This is a genomic window from Serratia sp. MF1(2023) (assembly GCF_030954545.1).
In the GTDB taxonomy this organism is placed as follows: Bacteria; Pseudomonadota; Gammaproteobacteria; order Enterobacterales; family Enterobacteriaceae; genus Serratia; species Serratia sarumanii.
This window is the reverse complement of record NZ_JAVHUX010000034.1, coordinates 55,319-70,610: the sequence shown is the minus strand read 5'-3', so window position 1 is coordinate 70,610 and position 15,292 is coordinate 55,319. Positions and strand designations below refer to the sequence as shown.

Annotated in this window: 15 protein-coding genes and 3 tRNA genes; 9 read left to right on the top strand and 9 right to left on the bottom strand. The window is 60.7% G+C overall.

Features of this window, described 5'->3' with window-relative positions; translation table 11 throughout:
• Nucleotides 1-174 precede the first annotated feature (174 nt).
• Nucleotides 175-1,428 carry an N-acetylmuramoyl-L-alanine amidase AmiC gene (gene amiC / locus REA38_RS16480; protein ID WP_033635752.1) on the top strand — a complete coding sequence of 418 codons (1,254 nt, stop codon included), beginning with the start codon at nt 175-177 and terminating at the stop codon, nt 1,426-1,428.
• A gap of 90 nt (nt 1,429-1,518) precedes the next feature.
• Here amiC and REA38_RS16475 read toward each other — a convergent pair.
• The 3 genes from REA38_RS16475 to REA38_RS16465 all read right to left on the bottom strand — a co-directional run bounded on the left by REA38_RS16475 (nt 1,519) and on the right by REA38_RS16465 (nt 1,872).
• A tRNA-Met gene (locus REA38_RS16475) sits at nt 1,519-1,595 on the bottom strand.
• A gap of 65 nt (nt 1,596-1,660) precedes the next feature.
• Nucleotides 1,661-1,737, bottom strand: a tRNA-Met gene (locus REA38_RS16470).
• 58 nt (nt 1,738-1,795) lie between these two features.
• A tRNA-Met gene (locus REA38_RS16465) sits at nt 1,796-1,872 on the bottom strand.
• A 216-nt stretch (nt 1,873-2,088) separates the two neighbouring features.
• Between REA38_RS16465 and mltA the strand changes: the two genes are divergently transcribed.
• Together mltA and tcdA are read left to right on the top strand one after the other, a co-directional pair.
• Entirely contained in the window at nt 2,089-3,225 is a 1,137-nt protein-coding gene (mltA, locus tag REA38_RS16460; RefSeq protein WP_033635751.1) for a murein transglycosylase A, read from the top strand.
• A gap of 84 nt (nt 3,226-3,309) precedes the next feature.
• Nucleotides 3,310-4,116: a tRNA cyclic N6-threonylcarbamoyladenosine(37) synthase TcdA gene (tcdA, locus tag REA38_RS16455; RefSeq protein WP_004931886.1), complete on the top strand. Its 807-nt coding sequence runs from the start codon at nt 3,310-3,312 to the stop codon at nt 4,114-4,116.
• On the opposite strand, the gene csdE is transcribed toward tcdA, so the two are convergent.
• Both csdE and csdA read right to left on the bottom strand, forming a co-directional pair.
• Nucleotides 4,107-4,541 (bottom strand): cysteine desulfurase sulfur acceptor subunit CsdE, encoded by a 435-nt coding sequence (csdE, locus tag REA38_RS16450; RefSeq protein ID WP_033649797.1) that lies wholly within the window; start codon nt 4,539-4,541, stop codon nt 4,107-4,109. The two genes, tcdA and csdE, sit on opposite strands and share 10 nt — an antisense overlap.
• Nucleotides 4,542-4,560: 19 nt before the next feature.
• Entirely contained in the window at nt 4,561-5,766 is a 1,206-nt protein-coding gene (gene csdA / locus REA38_RS16445; RefSeq protein ID WP_308886249.1) for a cysteine desulfurase CsdA, read from the bottom strand.
• 196 nt (nt 5,767-5,962) lie between these two features.
• Here csdA and REA38_RS16440 point away from each other — a divergent pair, with 196 nt between their 5' ends.
• From REA38_RS16440 to rlmM, 4 genes are all read left to right on the top strand, one after another.
• Entirely contained in the window at nt 5,963-6,187 is a 225-nt protein-coding gene (locus REA38_RS16440; protein ID WP_025304050.1) for a YgdI/YgdR family lipoprotein, read from the top strand.
• 385 nt (nt 6,188-6,572) lie between these two features.
• Entirely contained in the window at nt 6,573-7,490 is a 918-nt protein-coding gene (locus REA38_RS16435; protein WP_025304049.1) for a transcriptional regulator GcvA, read from the top strand.
• Nucleotides 7,491-7,541: 51 nt separating this feature from the next.
• Nucleotides 7,542-7,937: a DUF423 domain-containing protein gene (locus REA38_RS16430; RefSeq protein WP_004931896.1), complete on the top strand. Its 396-nt coding sequence runs from the start codon at nt 7,542-7,544 to the stop codon at nt 7,935-7,937.
• The gene (rlmM, locus tag REA38_RS16425) at nt 7,930-9,033 is read left to right on the top strand and encodes a 23S rRNA (cytidine(2498)-2'-O)-methyltransferase RlmM (RefSeq protein WP_033635748.1); all 1,104 of its coding nucleotides are present in this window, start codon (nt 7,930-7,932) and stop codon (nt 9,031-9,033) included. The genes REA38_RS16430 and rlmM overlap by 8 nt, the downstream gene beginning before the upstream one ends.
• Nucleotides 9,034-9,072: 39 nt before the next feature.
• On the opposite strand, the gene xni is transcribed toward rlmM, so the two are convergent.
• The 3 genes from xni to queF form a co-directional block, all read right to left on the bottom strand.
• Entirely contained in the window at nt 9,073-9,831 is a 759-nt protein-coding gene (gene xni / locus REA38_RS16420) for a flap endonuclease Xni (RefSeq protein ID WP_197846804.1), read from the bottom strand.
• Nucleotides 9,832-9,883: 52 nt separating this feature from the next.
• Nucleotides 9,884-11,248 (bottom strand): nucleotide 5'-monophosphate nucleosidase PpnN, encoded by a 1,365-nt coding sequence (gene ppnN / locus REA38_RS16415; RefSeq protein WP_308886248.1) that lies wholly within the window; start codon nt 11,246-11,248, stop codon nt 9,884-9,886.
• 192 nt (nt 11,249-11,440) lie between these two features.
• Nucleotides 11,441-12,286, bottom strand: a complete 846-nt coding sequence (gene queF, locus REA38_RS16410; protein ID WP_033649800.1) for an NADPH-dependent 7-cyano-7-deazaguanine reductase QueF — start codon at nt 12,284-12,286, stop codon at nt 11,441-11,443.
• Nucleotides 12,287-12,349: 63 nt separating this feature from the next.
• On the opposite strand from queF, the gene syd reads away from it, so the two are divergent.
• Nucleotides 12,350-12,898, top strand: coding sequence for a SecY-interacting protein (gene syd, locus REA38_RS16405; protein ID WP_033649801.1), 549 nt, complete (start codon nt 12,350-12,352; stop codon nt 12,896-12,898).
• 610 nt (nt 12,899-13,508) lie between these two features.
• On the opposite strand, the gene REA38_RS16400 is transcribed toward syd, so the two are convergent.
• Nucleotides 13,509-14,747 (bottom strand): MFS transporter, encoded by a 1,239-nt coding sequence (locus REA38_RS16400; RefSeq protein WP_103799348.1) that lies wholly within the window; start codon nt 14,745-14,747, stop codon nt 13,509-13,511.
• 178 nt (nt 14,748-14,925) lie between these two features.
• Here REA38_RS16400 and REA38_RS16395 point away from each other — a divergent pair, with 178 nt between their 5' ends.
• Nucleotides 14,926-15,252: a YqcC family protein gene (locus REA38_RS16395; RefSeq protein ID WP_033654135.1), complete on the top strand. Its 327-nt coding sequence runs from the start codon at nt 14,926-14,928 to the stop codon at nt 15,250-15,252.
• Nucleotides 15,253-15,292 lie beyond the last annotated feature (40 nt).

Genomic DNA, 15,292 nt, shown 5'->3' with positions numbered 1-15,292 from the left:
AAGCGAGAAATCATCATGAAGAGTGCGCTAAGGGCGCTAAATCGTTAATAAATTGAAAAACCATAAAAAGATTTTCTGATGACAGGGCTGGAATGATTGGTTAAAGTTTTCGGCATCCCCATTTTATTGATGTTTTTTTCATCTGTTGTAAACAGCTATTACTGCCGGAGCCGCATGCCAAACTCTAATCACAATCTGGGCCGCCGTCGTTTATTACAGGGCGTTGCCGCCAGCTGGTTGCTGAGTGTGAGTCGCACGGGCTTCGCCGCGTCATCGCACGTGATCGCCGTGCGCGTCTGGCCATCCTCCACCTATACCCGCGTCACGCTGGAATCCAACGTCGAGCTGAAATACAAGCAGTTTGCCCTGACCAATCCCGATCGCGTGGTGGTGGATATCGAAGGCGTCCACCTCAACAGCGTGCTGAAAGGCATCGCCGGGCAGGTGCGCGCCGACGATCCGTATCTCAAGCAGGCGCGCGTCGGCCAGTTCGATCAGAATACCGTGCGGCTGGTGCTGGAGCTCAAGCAGAGCGTCAGCCCGCATATTTTCACGCTGGCGCCGGTGCCGGAGTATCGCAACCGTCTGGTGATGGATCTCTATCCGACCAAGGGCAGCAGCGGCGGCGAGGAGTATGATCCGCTGCTGGCGTTACTGGAAGATTACAACAAGGGCGATCTGGAGCGCACGCTGCCGCCGGAAGCACCGCAGGCCGGCAAGGCGGGGCGCGATCGGCCGATCGTCATCATGCTGGATCCCGGCCACGGCGGCGAAGATCCCGGCGCTATCGGCAAGTACAAGACGCGAGAGAAAGACATTGTGTTGCAGATTGCCCGCAAGCTGAGCGCCATGATCAAGCGCGAGCCGAACATGAAAGTGTTCATGACGCGCAACGAAGACGTGTTTATCCCGCTCAAGGTGCGCGTCGCCAAGGCGCGCAAGCAGCGCGCGGATCTGTTCGTTTCGATTCACGCCGACGCCTTCACCAGCCGCGCCGCGCGCGGTTCGTCGGTGTTCGCGCTGTCCACCAAGGGCGCCACCAGCTCGGCGGCCAAGTTCCTGGCGCAGACGCAGAACGCCTCGGACCAAATCGGCGGCGTCAGCAAGAGCGGCGACCGTTATCTCGACCACACCATGTTCGATCTGATCCAGACCGCGACCATCAACGACAGCCTGAAGTTCGGCAAGGAAGTGTTGAATCGGATGGGGAAAATCAACCGGCTGCACAAGAATCGCGTCGATCAGGCCGGTTTTGCGGTGTTAAAGGCGCCGGATATCCCGTCGATCCTGGTGGAGACGGCGTTTATCAGCAATATCGAAGAGGAGCGCAAGCTGCGCACCAGCCATTTCCAGCAGCAGGTGGCGGAGTCGATTCTGGCGGGCATCAAGGCTTATTTCGCCAACGGCGGCGCGCTGGCGAGCCGATAGAGGCAGGGCCGGGCGCGAGTCCGGCTAGTTTCGCGGATTGCAGATACAAAAAAACACCCGTCAGGGTACTTGTCTGTTGTCATCAAGAGTTGGTTGCGGGGGCCGGATTTGAACCGACGACCTTCGGGTTATGAGCCCGACGAGCTACCAGGCTGCTCCACCCCGCGTCCGTCTTGATGCTGTATTACTACGAACCACCGTTTCATGTTATGCCGCTGGTACGACATTCGGTTGGTTGCGGGGGCCGGATTTGAACCGACGACCTTCGGGTTATGAGCCCGACGAGCTACCAGGCTGCTCCACCCCGCGTCCGTGTAATACTTTGTTATCGAAGCCAAACGCAAAATACCGCCGCTGCGGCATCGGTTGGTTGCGGGGGCCGGATTTGAACCGACGACCTTCGGGTTATGAGCCCGACGAGCTACCAGGCTGCTCCACCCCGCGTCCGATGGATGCGCACTATACTCTCCATGCGTTTTGTTGCAAACCCTTTTTGCATTTTATTGGCCTAAACCCGTTTTTCTGCTGAATTTGCCCGCAATTTGCCTTCTTTTTCATCACCATCCTCCGTGCGGCTTTTTTTATTTGCAGCGATTCCTTTATCAATGAGCGTTTGTTATCGTTCAGCCGGTAGATCATATCAGTTTGAGAGTGTGCGCGATGAAAGGACGTTGGGGCAAATACCTGCTGGGCGGGTTGATGGTGGCGGTGTTGGCGGGCTGTTCGTCCAAGCCGACCGATCGGGGTCAGCAATATAAAGACGGCCGTCTGGATCAGTCGCTGGAGCTGGTCAATCAGCCCAACGCCAAAGGTTCGCCGGTCAACGCCAAGGATTATTCGGATCAGCTTATGGAGATCAAGTACGCGTCGCCTTCGCTGTTCAACCGCAACAACGGCACCTATCAGGCGGTACAAAATTGGATGGCGTCCGGCGCCGACACGCGCATGCTGAGCCAGTACGGCCTCAGCGCTTACCAGATGGAAGGCGTCGACAATTACGGCAACGTGCAGTTTACCGGCTACTACACGCCGGTGGTGCAGGCGCGCTATACCCAACAGGGCGAGTTCCGCTATCCGCTGTACCGCATGCCGCCGAAGGGCAGGGGCCGCTTGCCGGATCGCGCGGGCATCTATTCCGGCGCGCTCGACGATCGCTATATCATCGCTTACACCAACTCGCTGATGGACAACTTCATGATGGAAGTCCAGGGCAGCGGCTATGTCGACTACGGCAACGGCCAGCCGCTGGTGTTCTTCGGCTACGGCGGCAAGAACGGCCACGCCTATCGCAGCATCGGCAAGGTGCTGATCGATCGCGGCGAAGTGGCCAAGGCGGACATGTCGATGCAGGCGATCCGTCAGTGGGCGGATACCCACAGCGCCGCAGAGGTGCGTGAGCTGCTGGAGCAAAACCCATCGTTCGTGTTCTTCCGCCCGGAAGCTTTTGCGCCGGTGAGAGGCGCCAGCGCGGTGCCGCTGATCGCCAAAGCCTCGGTGGCCTCCGATCGTTCGCTGATCCCGGCGGGCACCACGCTGCTGGCCGAAGTGCCGCTGCTGGACAACAAGGGTAAATTCACGGGAAAATACGAGATGCGTCTGATGGTCGCGCTCGACGTGGGCGGCGCCATCAAGGGCCAGCATTTTGACATGTATCAGGGCATCGGGCCGGAAGCCGGCCACTCGGCGGGGTACTACAACCACTACGGCCGCGTCTGGGTGCTGAAGAACAACGGCGGCGGTCAGCTGTTCAGCGCCAATCAGTCAAACGGCGGCGGTTCGTTGCTGGCCACCCGCTAAACGCATACGGCGTGAAAAGAGTGACCCGCAAGGGCCGGATTTTCCGGCCCTTATCATTTGCATTACGAAGGTAATTAAAGCGTTATGAGCACAGCTTATTCGGAAGCCTATCTGCAGCGTTTCGGCGGCACGGCGCGGTTGTACGGCCAGCAGGCGCTGGCGGTGTTCGCGCAGGCGCACGTCTGCGTGATCGGCATCGGCGGCGTGGGTTCCTGGGCGGCTGAGGCGCTGGCGCGCACCGGCATCGGCGCCATCACCCTGATCGACATGGATGATGTTTGCGTCACCAATACCAACCGCCAGATCCACGCGTTGCGCCAACACGTCGGGCAATCGAAAACCGAGGTGATGGCGGAGCGTATCCTGGCGATTAACCCGGAATGCCGGGTGACCTGCATCGACGATTTCATCACCCCGGACAACGTCGCCGAGCTGCTGGACCATAACTTCAGCTACGTCATCGACGCGATCGACAGCGTGCGGCCGAAGGCGGCGTTGCTGTCATACTGCCGCCGCTTCAAGATCCCGGTGGTGACCACCGGCGGCGCCGGCGGGCAGATTGACCCGACCAAGATCGAAGTGGCCGATCTGGCGAAAACCATCCAGGATCCGCTGGCCGCCAAGCTGCGCGAGCGGCTGAAGCACGATTTCAACGTGGTGAAAAACGGCAAGGGCAAGCTGGGCATCGACTGCGTCTTCTCCAGCGAGCCGTTGGTTTACCCGCAGCCGGACGGTTCGGTGTGCGCTTCACGCAGCACGGCGGAAGGGCCGAAAAGAATGGATTGCAGCGCGGGGTTCGGCGCGGCGACCATGGTCACCGCTACTTTCGGCTTCGTCGCCGTGTCGCACGCGCTGAAAAAGATGGTGGCGAAGGCGGCGCGTCAGGCGTAACGGGCGGCGATCGCCTTGACGGCGGCGGCCAACGCCGCCAGGCCGCCGGCGCGGGTGGCGCTCAGCTGGGCGCGCAGCGCTAACCGGTCGAACAGCGCCAGCGGATCCAATGCGGCGATCTGCTGCGGCGTTTTCCCTTCCACTTCGGTCAGCAACACCGCCAGCAGGCCGCGCACGATGCGGCCTTCGCTGTCGCCATAGAAGTGCAGCGTGCCGTCTTCCAGCAACTGGTGCCCCAACCAGACGCGGTTTTCACACCCGCTCAACGCCATTTCTTCACTGCGCAAGGCCTCCGGCAGCGGCGGCAGCCGTTTCGCGAGCATAATCAGCTGGCGGTAGCGATCTTCCCACTGTTTCAGCGTGCTGAAGGTGGCGATCAACGCCTCGGCGGTGACCTCTCGGCCAAAAGGATGGGGGGCGAGCATAGCGTCTCCGGGAATCAAGTCAGTCGGCCAGCAGATCGAGGGCGTGAGTCAACGCGCTGACCAGCGTATCGACGTCCTGTTGCGTATTGTAGGGGGCGAACGACGCGCGCAGCGTGCCGATGACGCCCAACGCCGCCATCAGCGGCTGCGCGCAGTGTTGGCCGGCGCGCAGCGCAATGCCTTGCTCCGCCAGCAGGGTGACGATGTCGCTGTGGTGCACGCCGGCGATGTCGAACGCCAGCAGGCTGGAGCCGGAGCTGCGGAAGCTGCGAAAGCCCGGCAGCTGCGCCAACCGCTGTTCCGCCTGGTCCGCCAGCTCGCGGCTGTAGCGCTCCGCCGCCGCCATGTCCTGCTCGCTGAGCCAGGTGAGCGCCGCGGCCAACCCCAGCACGCCGGCGATATTTGGCGTGCCGGCTTCGAAGCGATGCGGCGGCTTTTGCGGGGCAAAGCCGTCGAACGATGCCTGGGTCAGCATCTTGCCGCCGCCTTGCCAGGGTGCCATCTGCGCCAGCAGCTCGGCTTTGCCGTACAGCGCGCCGATGCCAGTCGGGCCATACAGCTTGTGGCCGGAAAAGGCGTAGAAGTCGATGTCGAGCAGCCGTACGTCGGCCGGGCCGTGAACCACGCCCTGTGCGCCGTCGATCATCACGCGTGCGCCGGCGGCATGCGCCATCGCGATCGCCGGCGCCAGATCCGGGCAGCCGCCGGTGACGTTGGACATTTGCCCCAGCGCCAACAGGCGGGTTTTGTCGTTGAGCAGGGTGGGCAGCTGCGTCAAATCCGGCAACCGATCGGCGCCGATCGGCAGTTTCACCACCCGCGCGCCGGTTTGTTCCGCCACCATCAGCCAGGGGATCAGGTTGGCGTGGTGTTCCGCTTCGCTCACCAGAATTTCATCGCCCGGCTGCAGACGCGGACGCAGATAGCTCTGCGCCACCAGGTTGATCGCTTCGGTGGTGCCGCGCGTCCAGACGATGTCGTCGGCCGACGGCGCATTGATCAACTGCGCCACCTGGCCGCGCGCCTGCTCGAAGCGGGCGGTCAGATCCTGCGCCGCCCGATGCTGGCTGCGGTGCACGGTGGCGGCGTCATCGCGATAAAATTGCTGCGTGGCGTCGATGACCGCCTGCGGTTTTAACGCGGTGGCGGCGCTGTCCAGATAGATGCCGTCCTGCGCGAGCGCGGGAAACTGTTGGCGAAAAAGGCTGGGGTTAAAAGGCGTCATACCCTGATTGTCACTGGCTTGAGTCGATGGGGGATCCTGTCCTATTTTGCCGCCGGAGACAAGCGATCCTGCCTATTAGGACTTATCGCCTGGCAAAATTGGGAAAGTTTGTTATGCTATTAAATGTGCGCTTATTAATCGCATCTATACACATAAAAGGTATTTATCAGCATTTAAAACTAAAAAGGAGTCCTCAATGAAGAAAACAGCCGCAGTTCTCTCTGCCCTGATGCTTACGTTCACCCTGGCCGCCTGTTCCAGCAACTACGTGATGCATACCAATGACGGACGCACCATTGTCGCTGACGGCAAGCCAAAAGTGGACAACGATACCGGCATGATCAGCTATAAAGACGCCAACGGCGTCGAGCAGCAGATCAACCGCGCCGATGTGAAAGAGATGGTTGAAAGCAACCAGTAACCGTCAGGCAAAAAAAAGCACCGCAAGTTTTGCGGTGCTGCATAAAATCACTATGGACAGACAGGGTAAATGTACAGGAAGTGAAAAAACAGTAGCCTAGCTACCATGTCCGGAATCGCCGGACAATTTGCAAACACAACATCACAACCACAAGCCAAAAGTTCATCGGCGTCCTCGACACCCACTCCCTTTTCGTTCCGGCCCGGGAAGTGCCGCCACTATAGGTATTTGCTGGCGCATCCTCAACGGACAAATTATAATGGCTCGGATTAAAAAAACTAATGGCAATACGCCGTTAGCGTTTACCGATGGCTTGCCACACAAAGCCGCCCGATTTTCGGCGCCGAATCATTCGGATTAATGTTACACAAAAGTAGCTAATTTAATGTCTAAACGCTTACCTCCCCTCAATGCGCTGCGCGTGTTCGATGCGGCCGCTCGCCACCTGAGTTTCACCAAGGCGGCGGAAGAGCTGTTCGTGACCCAGGCCGCGGTGAGCCACCAGATCAAGTCGCTGGAGGACTTCCTCGGGCTGAAGCTGTTTCGCCGGCGTAACCGCTCGCTGCTGCTGACCGAAGAGGGGCAAAGTTACTACCTCGATATCAAGGAGATCTTCTCTTCGATCAACGAGGCGACGCGCAAGCTGCAGGCGCGCAGCGCCAAGGGGGCATTGACCGTCAGTTTGCCGCCGAGCTTCGCCATTCAGTGGCTGGTGCCGCGCCTGTCCGGCTTTAACTCAGCTTATCCGGGGATCGACGTGCGCATCCAGGCGGTGGATCGCGAAGAAGACAAGCTGGCGGACGACGTCGACGTGGCGATTTTCTACGGCCGCGGCAACTGGCCGGGGCTGCGCGCCGAGCGCCTGTATGCGGAATATCTGCTGCCGGTGTGTTCGCCGAGCCTGCTGACCGGCGATCATCCGCTGAAAACCGCAGAGGATCTGGCTTATCATACGCTGCTGCATGACGTTTCACGCCGCGACTGGCTGGCCTATACGCGCCAGCTGGGGTTGCAGCACATCAATGTGCAGCAGGGGCCGATCTTCAGCCATAGCGCGATGGTGGTGCAGGCGGCGGTGCACGGCCAGGGCGTGGCGCTGGTGAACAATGTGATGGCGCAAACCGAGATCGAAGCCGGTCGCCTGGTGTGCCCGTTCAACGATGTGCTGGTCAGTAAAAACGCTTTTTATCTGGTATGTCATGACAGCCAGGCAGAACTGGGTAAAATAGCCGCCTTCCGGCAGTGGATCCTGGCGCGCGCCGCCAGCGAACAAGAGAAGTTCCGCTTCCGCTACGAACAATAAGACCGGCCGCCGCCTTGCCGCGGCCGGTGATTTTAAATGGGATAAATCACGATGAGCAGCCGTTCCATGCTGGTTTTCGCCGCTATCAGCGGCTTTGTGTTTGTCGCGTTGGGCGCATTCGGCGCGCATGTATTAAGCGGCACGCTCGGCGCCAACGAAATGGCCTGGATCCGCACCGGGCTGGAGTATCAGGGGTTCCACACCCTGGCCATCCTGGCGCTGGCGGTCGCGATGCAGCGCCGCGTGAGCCTGTGGTTTTACTGGAGCGGAGCGCTGTTGGCGTTCGGCACCGTGTTGTTCAGCGGCAGCCTCTATTGCCTGGCGCTGTCGCACCTGAAGGTCTGGGTATACATCACGCCGGTTGGCGGCGTGTGCTTCCTGATCGGCTGGATATTGATGTTGATTGGCGCTTTGCGTCTGAGGAAAAAGGCCGAGCGCCATGAATAAGATTGCGTTGTACTGCCGCCCCGGCTTTGAAAAAGAGTGTGCGGCGGAGATCACCGACAAAGCCGCCCAGCGGGAGATTTTCGGCTTTGCGCGGGTAAAAGAGCACAGCGGTTACGTGCTGTTCGAATGCTATCAGCCGGACGATGCCGATCGCCTGGCGCGGGAAATTCCGTTCCGCGAACTGATTTTCGCCCGCCAGATGATCGTGGTGGGCGAGCTGCTGCGCGATCTGCCGCCGGAAGATCGGGTATCGCCGATCGTCGGCATGCTGATCGGCGTGGTTGACCGCGGCGGCGAGCTGCGGGTGGAAGTGCCGGACACCAACGAAAGCAAAGAGCTGATGAAGTTCTGCCGCAAGCTGACGGTGCCGCTGCGCGCCGCGATGCGCGAGCAGAAGGTGCTGATGGCGCGCGAGAACCCCACTCGCCCGGTGGTGCACGTGTTCTTCATCGCGCCGGGCTGCTGCTACGTCGGTTACTCCTACAGCAACAACAACTCGCCGTTCTACATGGGCATTCCGCGTCTGCGCTTCCCGGCTGATGCGCCGAGCCGCTCGACGCTGAAACTGGAAGAAGCGTTCCACGTGTTCATCCCCGCCGACGAGTGGGACGAACGCCTGGCCAGCGGCATGCACGCGGTCGATCTGGGGGCCTGCCCGGGCGGCTGGACCTATCAGTTGGTGAAACGCAGCATGATGGTGCATTCGGTGGATAACGGCCCGATGGCGCCGAGCCTGATGGAAACCGGCCAGGTGACGCACCACCGCGCCGACGGCTTCAAGTTCGAGCCGAACAGCAGCAAGATCTACTGGCTGGTGTGCGACATGGTAGAGAAGCCGGCGAAGGTGACCAGCCTGATGATCCAGTGGTTGGTGAAAGGCTGGTGCCGCGAAGCGATTTTTAACCTCAAGCTGCCGATGAAAAAGCGCTACGAGGAAGTGTCGCAGAACCTGATGAGCATCCGCGAAGCGCTGGGCGCTGCCGGCGTCAGCGTCGAAGTGCATGCCAAGCAGCTGTATCACGACCGCGAAGAGATCACCGTACACGTGCGCCGCATGTGGTCGGCGGTGCCGGGCCGGCGCGACGAGCGCGATTAATCGCGTTAAGCCTGATGAAGGGCGCTGCTTGCAGCGCCCTTATGGTATCGGCAGGCGCAGCTGCTGCAGGTTGCCATCCAGCGACAGATCGGTGCGCAGCGTGGCGACTTGTTTGCTGACGTAGGCCAGCTCGCGGTGTTGCTCCAGCTTGCCGCGCCATTTCTCCGGCACCTGTTCCAGCTGCTGATAGAGCCCGTCCAGGCTGCCCGACTGCTGCAACAGCAGCACGGCGGTTTTCGGCCCGATACCGGCCACGCCAGGGATCTTGCTGCTGCCGATCCCCGCCAGCCCCCAATAGTCCGGCAGCTGCTGCGGCTGCACGCCGAATTCCTGTTGCACGAAAGGCATATCCAGCCAGCGTTTCTGGAAGTAATCACGGATCTGCACGTTCGGCGCCAAAAGCTGGCAGTAGCCTTTGTCGGTGGAGACGATGGTTACCTGGTGGCCGCCGCCGGCGACCTTCGCCGCCAGCGTGGCCGCCAGATCGTCCGCCTCGTTGCCGGGAGAATGCCAGCTGGCGACGCCCAGTTCGGCGAAGGCCTCGCGCAGCTGCGGCATCTCCTGCTGCAGGTTTTCCGGCATCGGCGAACGCCCGGCCTTGTAGTCCGGCAGAATTTGGTGACGCCAGCTGTCGCGGCGATCGTCCTCGTCGAAGACCGCCACCGCGTGGGTCGGGCGGCTGTGCTGGATCAACTGCTGCAGCGCGTGGCGGCAGGCGTTGACACAAGGGGAACCCTGCACGGCGTGAATGCGGCGGATGAGGTTCAGGGCGTCGACAATCAGTAGGTGTATCATCATGGGCGGCAAGGTCAGAAAACGGGGCGGCCGTTACGCCGCCCGGGATTGAGGGTCAGGCGACGATTTCGTAGCAGGGCACATAGGCGCTGCCCGGCAGCTTCATGCGGTGCTGGGCGACAAAGCCCTGCAGCAGGCTGTCCATCTGTTTCATCATCTGCGGCTCGCCGTGCAGCTTGTACGGGCCGAACTGCTCGATGGCGTGGATGCCGTTTTCCTTCACGTTGCCGGCCACGATGCCGGAGAACGCGCGGCGCAGCGCGGCGGCCAATTGCTCCGGCGGCTGGTTCGGATACAGGTTGAGGTTCGCCATGTTCTCGTGGGTCGGCTCGAACGGCAGCTGCAGATCCGGCGCGATGCGGATCGACCAGTTGAAGCTGTAGGCGTCGCCGGTGTTGCGGCGGTTTTCCTTCACCAGCGGCATGGCTTTCTTCATCTGCCGCGCCACTTCCGCCGGATCGTCGATGATGATGGTGTAGTGACGGCGCGCGGCATCGCCCAGCGTGTTCATGATGAACTCGTCCAGCACGCGGAAGTAATCGGCGCTCTCTTTCGGCCCGGTCAGGATCAGCGGCAGCACCTGTTCGCTGTTCTCCGGGTTCATCAGGATACCCAGCAGGTACAGCAGCTCTTCGGCGGTGCCGACGCCGCCCGGGAAGATGATGATGCCGTACGCGATGCGCACGAAGGCTTCCAGGCGCTTTTCGATGTCCGGCATGATCACCAGCTCGTTCACCAGCGGGTTTGGCGGCTCGGCGGCGATGATCGACGGCTCGGTCATGCCGATGAAGCGGCTGTTGCGGTAACGCTGCTGCGCGTGACCGACCGCCGCGCCTTTCATCGGCGCTTCCATCGCGCCCGGCCCGCAGCCGGTGCAGATGTTCAGCTCGCGCAGGCCCAGTTGGCTGCCGACCTTGCGCGCGTACAGGTATTCGTTCTCGTTGATCGAGTGGCCGCCCCAGCACACCACCATATTGGGATCTTCATCCAGATGCAGCGTGCGTGCATTGCGCAGGATCGAGAATACCAGGTTGGTGATGTGGGCCGAGTTTTCCAGGTTAAGGTGCTGGAAACGGCCGGCGCTGGCGATTTGGCCGTGTACGAACAGGATGTCGCGCAGTACGGCGAACAGGTTGGCCTGCAGCGAGCGGATGATGCGGCCGTCGACGAACGCCTCTTCCGGCGGGTTGACCAGCTCCAGCTTCACCCCGCGTTCGCGGCGCAGCACGTTGATGTCGAAGGTTTCATAGCGTGACAGCAGCTGTTTGCTGTTGTCGGTTTGGCTGCCGGAGTTCAACACGGCCAGCGAACAGTTGCGGAACAGGCGGTACAGGTCGCTGCTGGCGGTACGCTTCAGCATGTCTACTTCCAGCTGCGACAATAAATCCATAGAGCCAAGCGGGCTGATGTGTGTAATCAAGGTAACTCCTTTGCACCCGGTGCGGGGCGGTAGTAATCCATACGCAGCAAAACAGCATCTCGTTATGGTTGGCGTGCTGCGGCGCAGCGGGCGCTCCGCCCGGCCGCAGCCTCGTTTTAACCTTACCGCCGTCCCTGCGCTTTTACCAACATAAACCGCTCGTTAGCTCAGTTGTTGAGCAATGTTTCGCACTTATTGGCGCGCCAGGCGGCCGCGTTCGGGAGCGAATTCGACGTTGCTGCGCCACGGGTTGATATCCAGCCCGCCGCGGCGGGTGTAGCGGGCGTAAACCGTCAGGCTTTGCGGCCGGCAGTAGCGCATCAAATCGTTAAAGATGCGCTCGACGCACTGTTCGTGGAATTCGTTGTGGTGGCGGAAGGAGACCAGATAGCGCAGCAGCGCTTCGCGATCGATCTTGCCGCCGCGGTAGCTTATCTGCACCGAGCCCCAGTCCGGTTGATGGGTGATCAGGCAGTTGGACTTCAGCAGGTGGCTGACCAATTGCTCTTCCACCACCTCTTCACCGGCGGCGTTCAGCAGGTAGTCGGCGTTGAACTCATAATTGTCGATGCGGATATCCTGCTGATCGATGCAGTCGCCGGCCAGGCGGGCGATCGGCGTGCCTTCCAACTGCTCGACGCTGAACAGGGTCACGCTCACCTCGCCCTGGGCGCAGGCGGACAGATCGCGCTGCAGCGTGCTGCGCACCGTTTCCCAATCGGCGAACGGGGTTTGGTTGAAGCTGTTGAGATACAGCTTGAAGCTTTTCGATTCGATCAGGTTCAGGCTGTCGGCGTTGAGGCTGATTTCACCGACCGCCACCTGCGGCAGCCCGTTGGCGTTCAGCCAGGAGAGCTCGTACAGCGTCCAGATGTCCGCGCCGTGGAAGGGCAGGTTATCGGGGTACAGCCCCAGCGGCTCGCGGTTCATGCTGCGCGGCACCGCCTGCAGCAGCGAGGCGTCGTAGCGATCGCGGTAGGCGGTGGGTTTGCCCAGCGTCAGCCCCGACAGGGCCTGGTGGTCTTGATATGAGGACATCTGCTGTCACCTTGGTCAGAGATAGGTACAATGGCCGTCAGTTTAACGTATGCGGGAAAGAATATGGACCATGATGTATCGCACGCTCTGCGTGAATTCACTCAACGCTATGTCGAGTTGTGGCAGCAAGAGCGCGGCCACGCGCCGGCCAGCCAGGCGCTGTACGGCGTGCCGTCGCCCTGCATCGTGGAGAACCGCGAGGACGAAGTGTTGTGGTTGCCACAGCCTTTCGAACCGGCGGCGACGTTGGAAAAGGTAGAAGCCGCGCTGGAGCTGCGTTTGCAGCCGGACGCGCACCGTTTCTACACGCAGCAATACGCCGGCGACATGAGCGCGCAGTTCGGCGAGCATCGTCTGAGCCTGCTGCAGGTCTGGAGCGAAGAGGATTTTATCCGCCTGCAGGAGAACCTGATCGGCCATCTGGTGACGCAAAAGCGCCTCAAGCTGCCGCCAACGCTGTTCCTGGCGACCACCGAATCCGAGATGACGATGGTGTCGTTGTGCAACGTCAGCGGCAACGTGGTGCTGGAACAGTTCGGCAGCGATAAGCGTACCCTGCTGGCGGCGACGCTGGGGAATTTCCTCGATGCGCTGCGCCCGGTGCTGGACTGAATGGCGACGGATTCGCCGTCGCCCGTGTGCGAGATCTCTCACACGGGCTGTGAGAGATCGCTCTTAATTTTTCCCGCCTTTCTCCAGGCGATGAGATTATTGTTATCCAGATCAATTGGTTAGAATTTCTTTAGGATAACTCTTAGGCTTAATTTAGTGTGAGACACCTCCCAAACCCTTGTGATTCCGGGGAATTTAAGCGATCTTATCGTTACCGGAACGGAACCGGCGGAGCAGGAAAGCATCAGGATGATGCAGCTTCAGGAAGAAGAAAGGGATGCGCTCAGGCAAGAGCGAAGGATGGCGTCAGGAGATGCCCAGGATGTTTCAGGATAGAAACCAGGGACACCTCCAGGACGGAGATTGAGAGCCGGCACAGGACTGTCGGCGGGTCAGGAAGGCTGAGGAACCGCGTCAGGACGATGCTGCAGGATGATGCAAGGACCACTTGGTCAGGATGGCCGCAGGAAAAGTTTTCAAGGATTGAGCAGGGAGCACGCTGTGTAGCGGGATGGCTATAAAACGAACCGGGGGCACTGTTAACGCAGTGCCCCCAACTTTTTGTTCCATTCCGCCGCGCGTGCGGCCCTGCCTTAATCCCTCTTCAGCGTTAACCAATCGCGCCCAGCGTATCGCCTGCGCCCTGTTTTTTCGGCAGCAGGAACAGCGTGGCGTAGATATCCAGCAGGTAAATCGCCGCCAGCAGGCTGATGGCCGCGGTAAACGACACTTGCGTCACCAGCGCACCGATTACCAATGGCCCCAGGCCGCCGACGCCGCGCCCGAGATTGAACAGGATGTTCTGCGCGGTGGCGCGCGCCTGCACCGGATAGGTATCGGAAATCAACGCGCCGTAGCCGCCTATCATGCCGTTGACGAACATGCCCATCACGGCGCCGGCGAACAGCATCAGCGTCGGGTCGCTCAACTGGGCATAGCCGATCACCATCACCACGGCGCCGATCTGATAAAACACGAAGATCTTCCAGCGGGCGAAGCGATCGGCCAGCACGCCAAACAGCCAGATGCCGAACGTCATGCCGACCACCGTCACCGCCGTCCACAGGCCGGACTTGGTGAGCGAGAAGCCGAAGTTTTTCGCCAGGTAAGTCGGCATCCAGATCATCAGGCCGTAGTAGCCGAAGTTCTGCACCGAACAGAGAATGAAGATGCCGATGCTGGCCTTGCTGGTGGCGCGATCCTTAAACAGCAGGCGCAAACGCTGCAGGAAGGAGAGCGATTGCCCAGCGTCTTTCTGCCGTACGAATTCCTCCGGTTCGCCCAGAGTGCGGCGGATCAGGAATGACGCCAGCGCCGGCAGCAGGCCGACCAAAAACATGCCGCGCCAGCCGATGTGTTCCAGCAGCAGCGGCGTCAGGAAGGCGGCCGCCAGCACGCCCAGTTGCCAGCCCATGCCGACGTAAGCCGAAGCGCGGTTGCGCTTCTCCGCCGGCCAGGCTTCGGCGATCAGCGCCATGCCGATGCCGAATTCGCCGCCCAGCCCGATGCCCGCCAGGGTGCGATAGGCCAGCAGATCCCAATATCCTTGCGCCACGGCGCACAGGCCGGTGAACAGGGAAAACATCAGGATGGTGATCGTGAGCACCCGGATTCGGCCGAAGCGATCGCTGAGGTGGCCGAAGATCACGCCGCCCAGCACCGCGCCGATCAGCGTCCAGGTGACCAGCGAACCGGCGGCCGATGAGGTTAATCCTAATTCGCTGCTGATGGCCGGCAGCATAAAGCCGAGGATCAGCAGGTCAAACCCGTCCATGGCGTAACCGGTGACCGAAGCCAGCATGGCCTTACCGGGCGTCGCGTGGTTTTTTTTCTCTGTTATTACGGACATGAATCTTTATCTGTGTGGTGAACTCGGTGGGCCTATTGTGCCGCGCGGCGGCGGACGCCACCAGATAAAAACGGCGGGCTGTCTCAGACGCGCCGAATTTGGGCTATAAAAATGCTATGCTTTGCCGCCTTTCAGCCAGCGCGCTGAATACCATGATGAAAAGAGATCGGGAATGCAGATGAGTATACATAACCAGGTGCGCCGCAGTTTGCAGGCGATTGAACAATCCATGCGCGATCTGGCGCTGTGGCAGGCCGCGCCGCCTGATCATGAGGCCTTCTCCAGCACCGAGCCGTTCTGCATCGACAGCATGTCGGCCGAAGCCTGGCTGCAGTGGGTGTTCTTGCCGCGCATGTATGCGTTGCTGGACGCCGAAGCGCCGCTGCCGACGCGCTTCGCCATCACGCCTTATTTCGAAGAGGCGTTGAAAGATCGTGAACCGAGCAGCCTGCCGCTGCTGGTGCTGCTGCAACAGCTGGATTTGATGTTGAATAAAGCGCCGTAATTCGCCGGCGGCGCGCAGATTTTTGCCGCCCGGCAGTGTA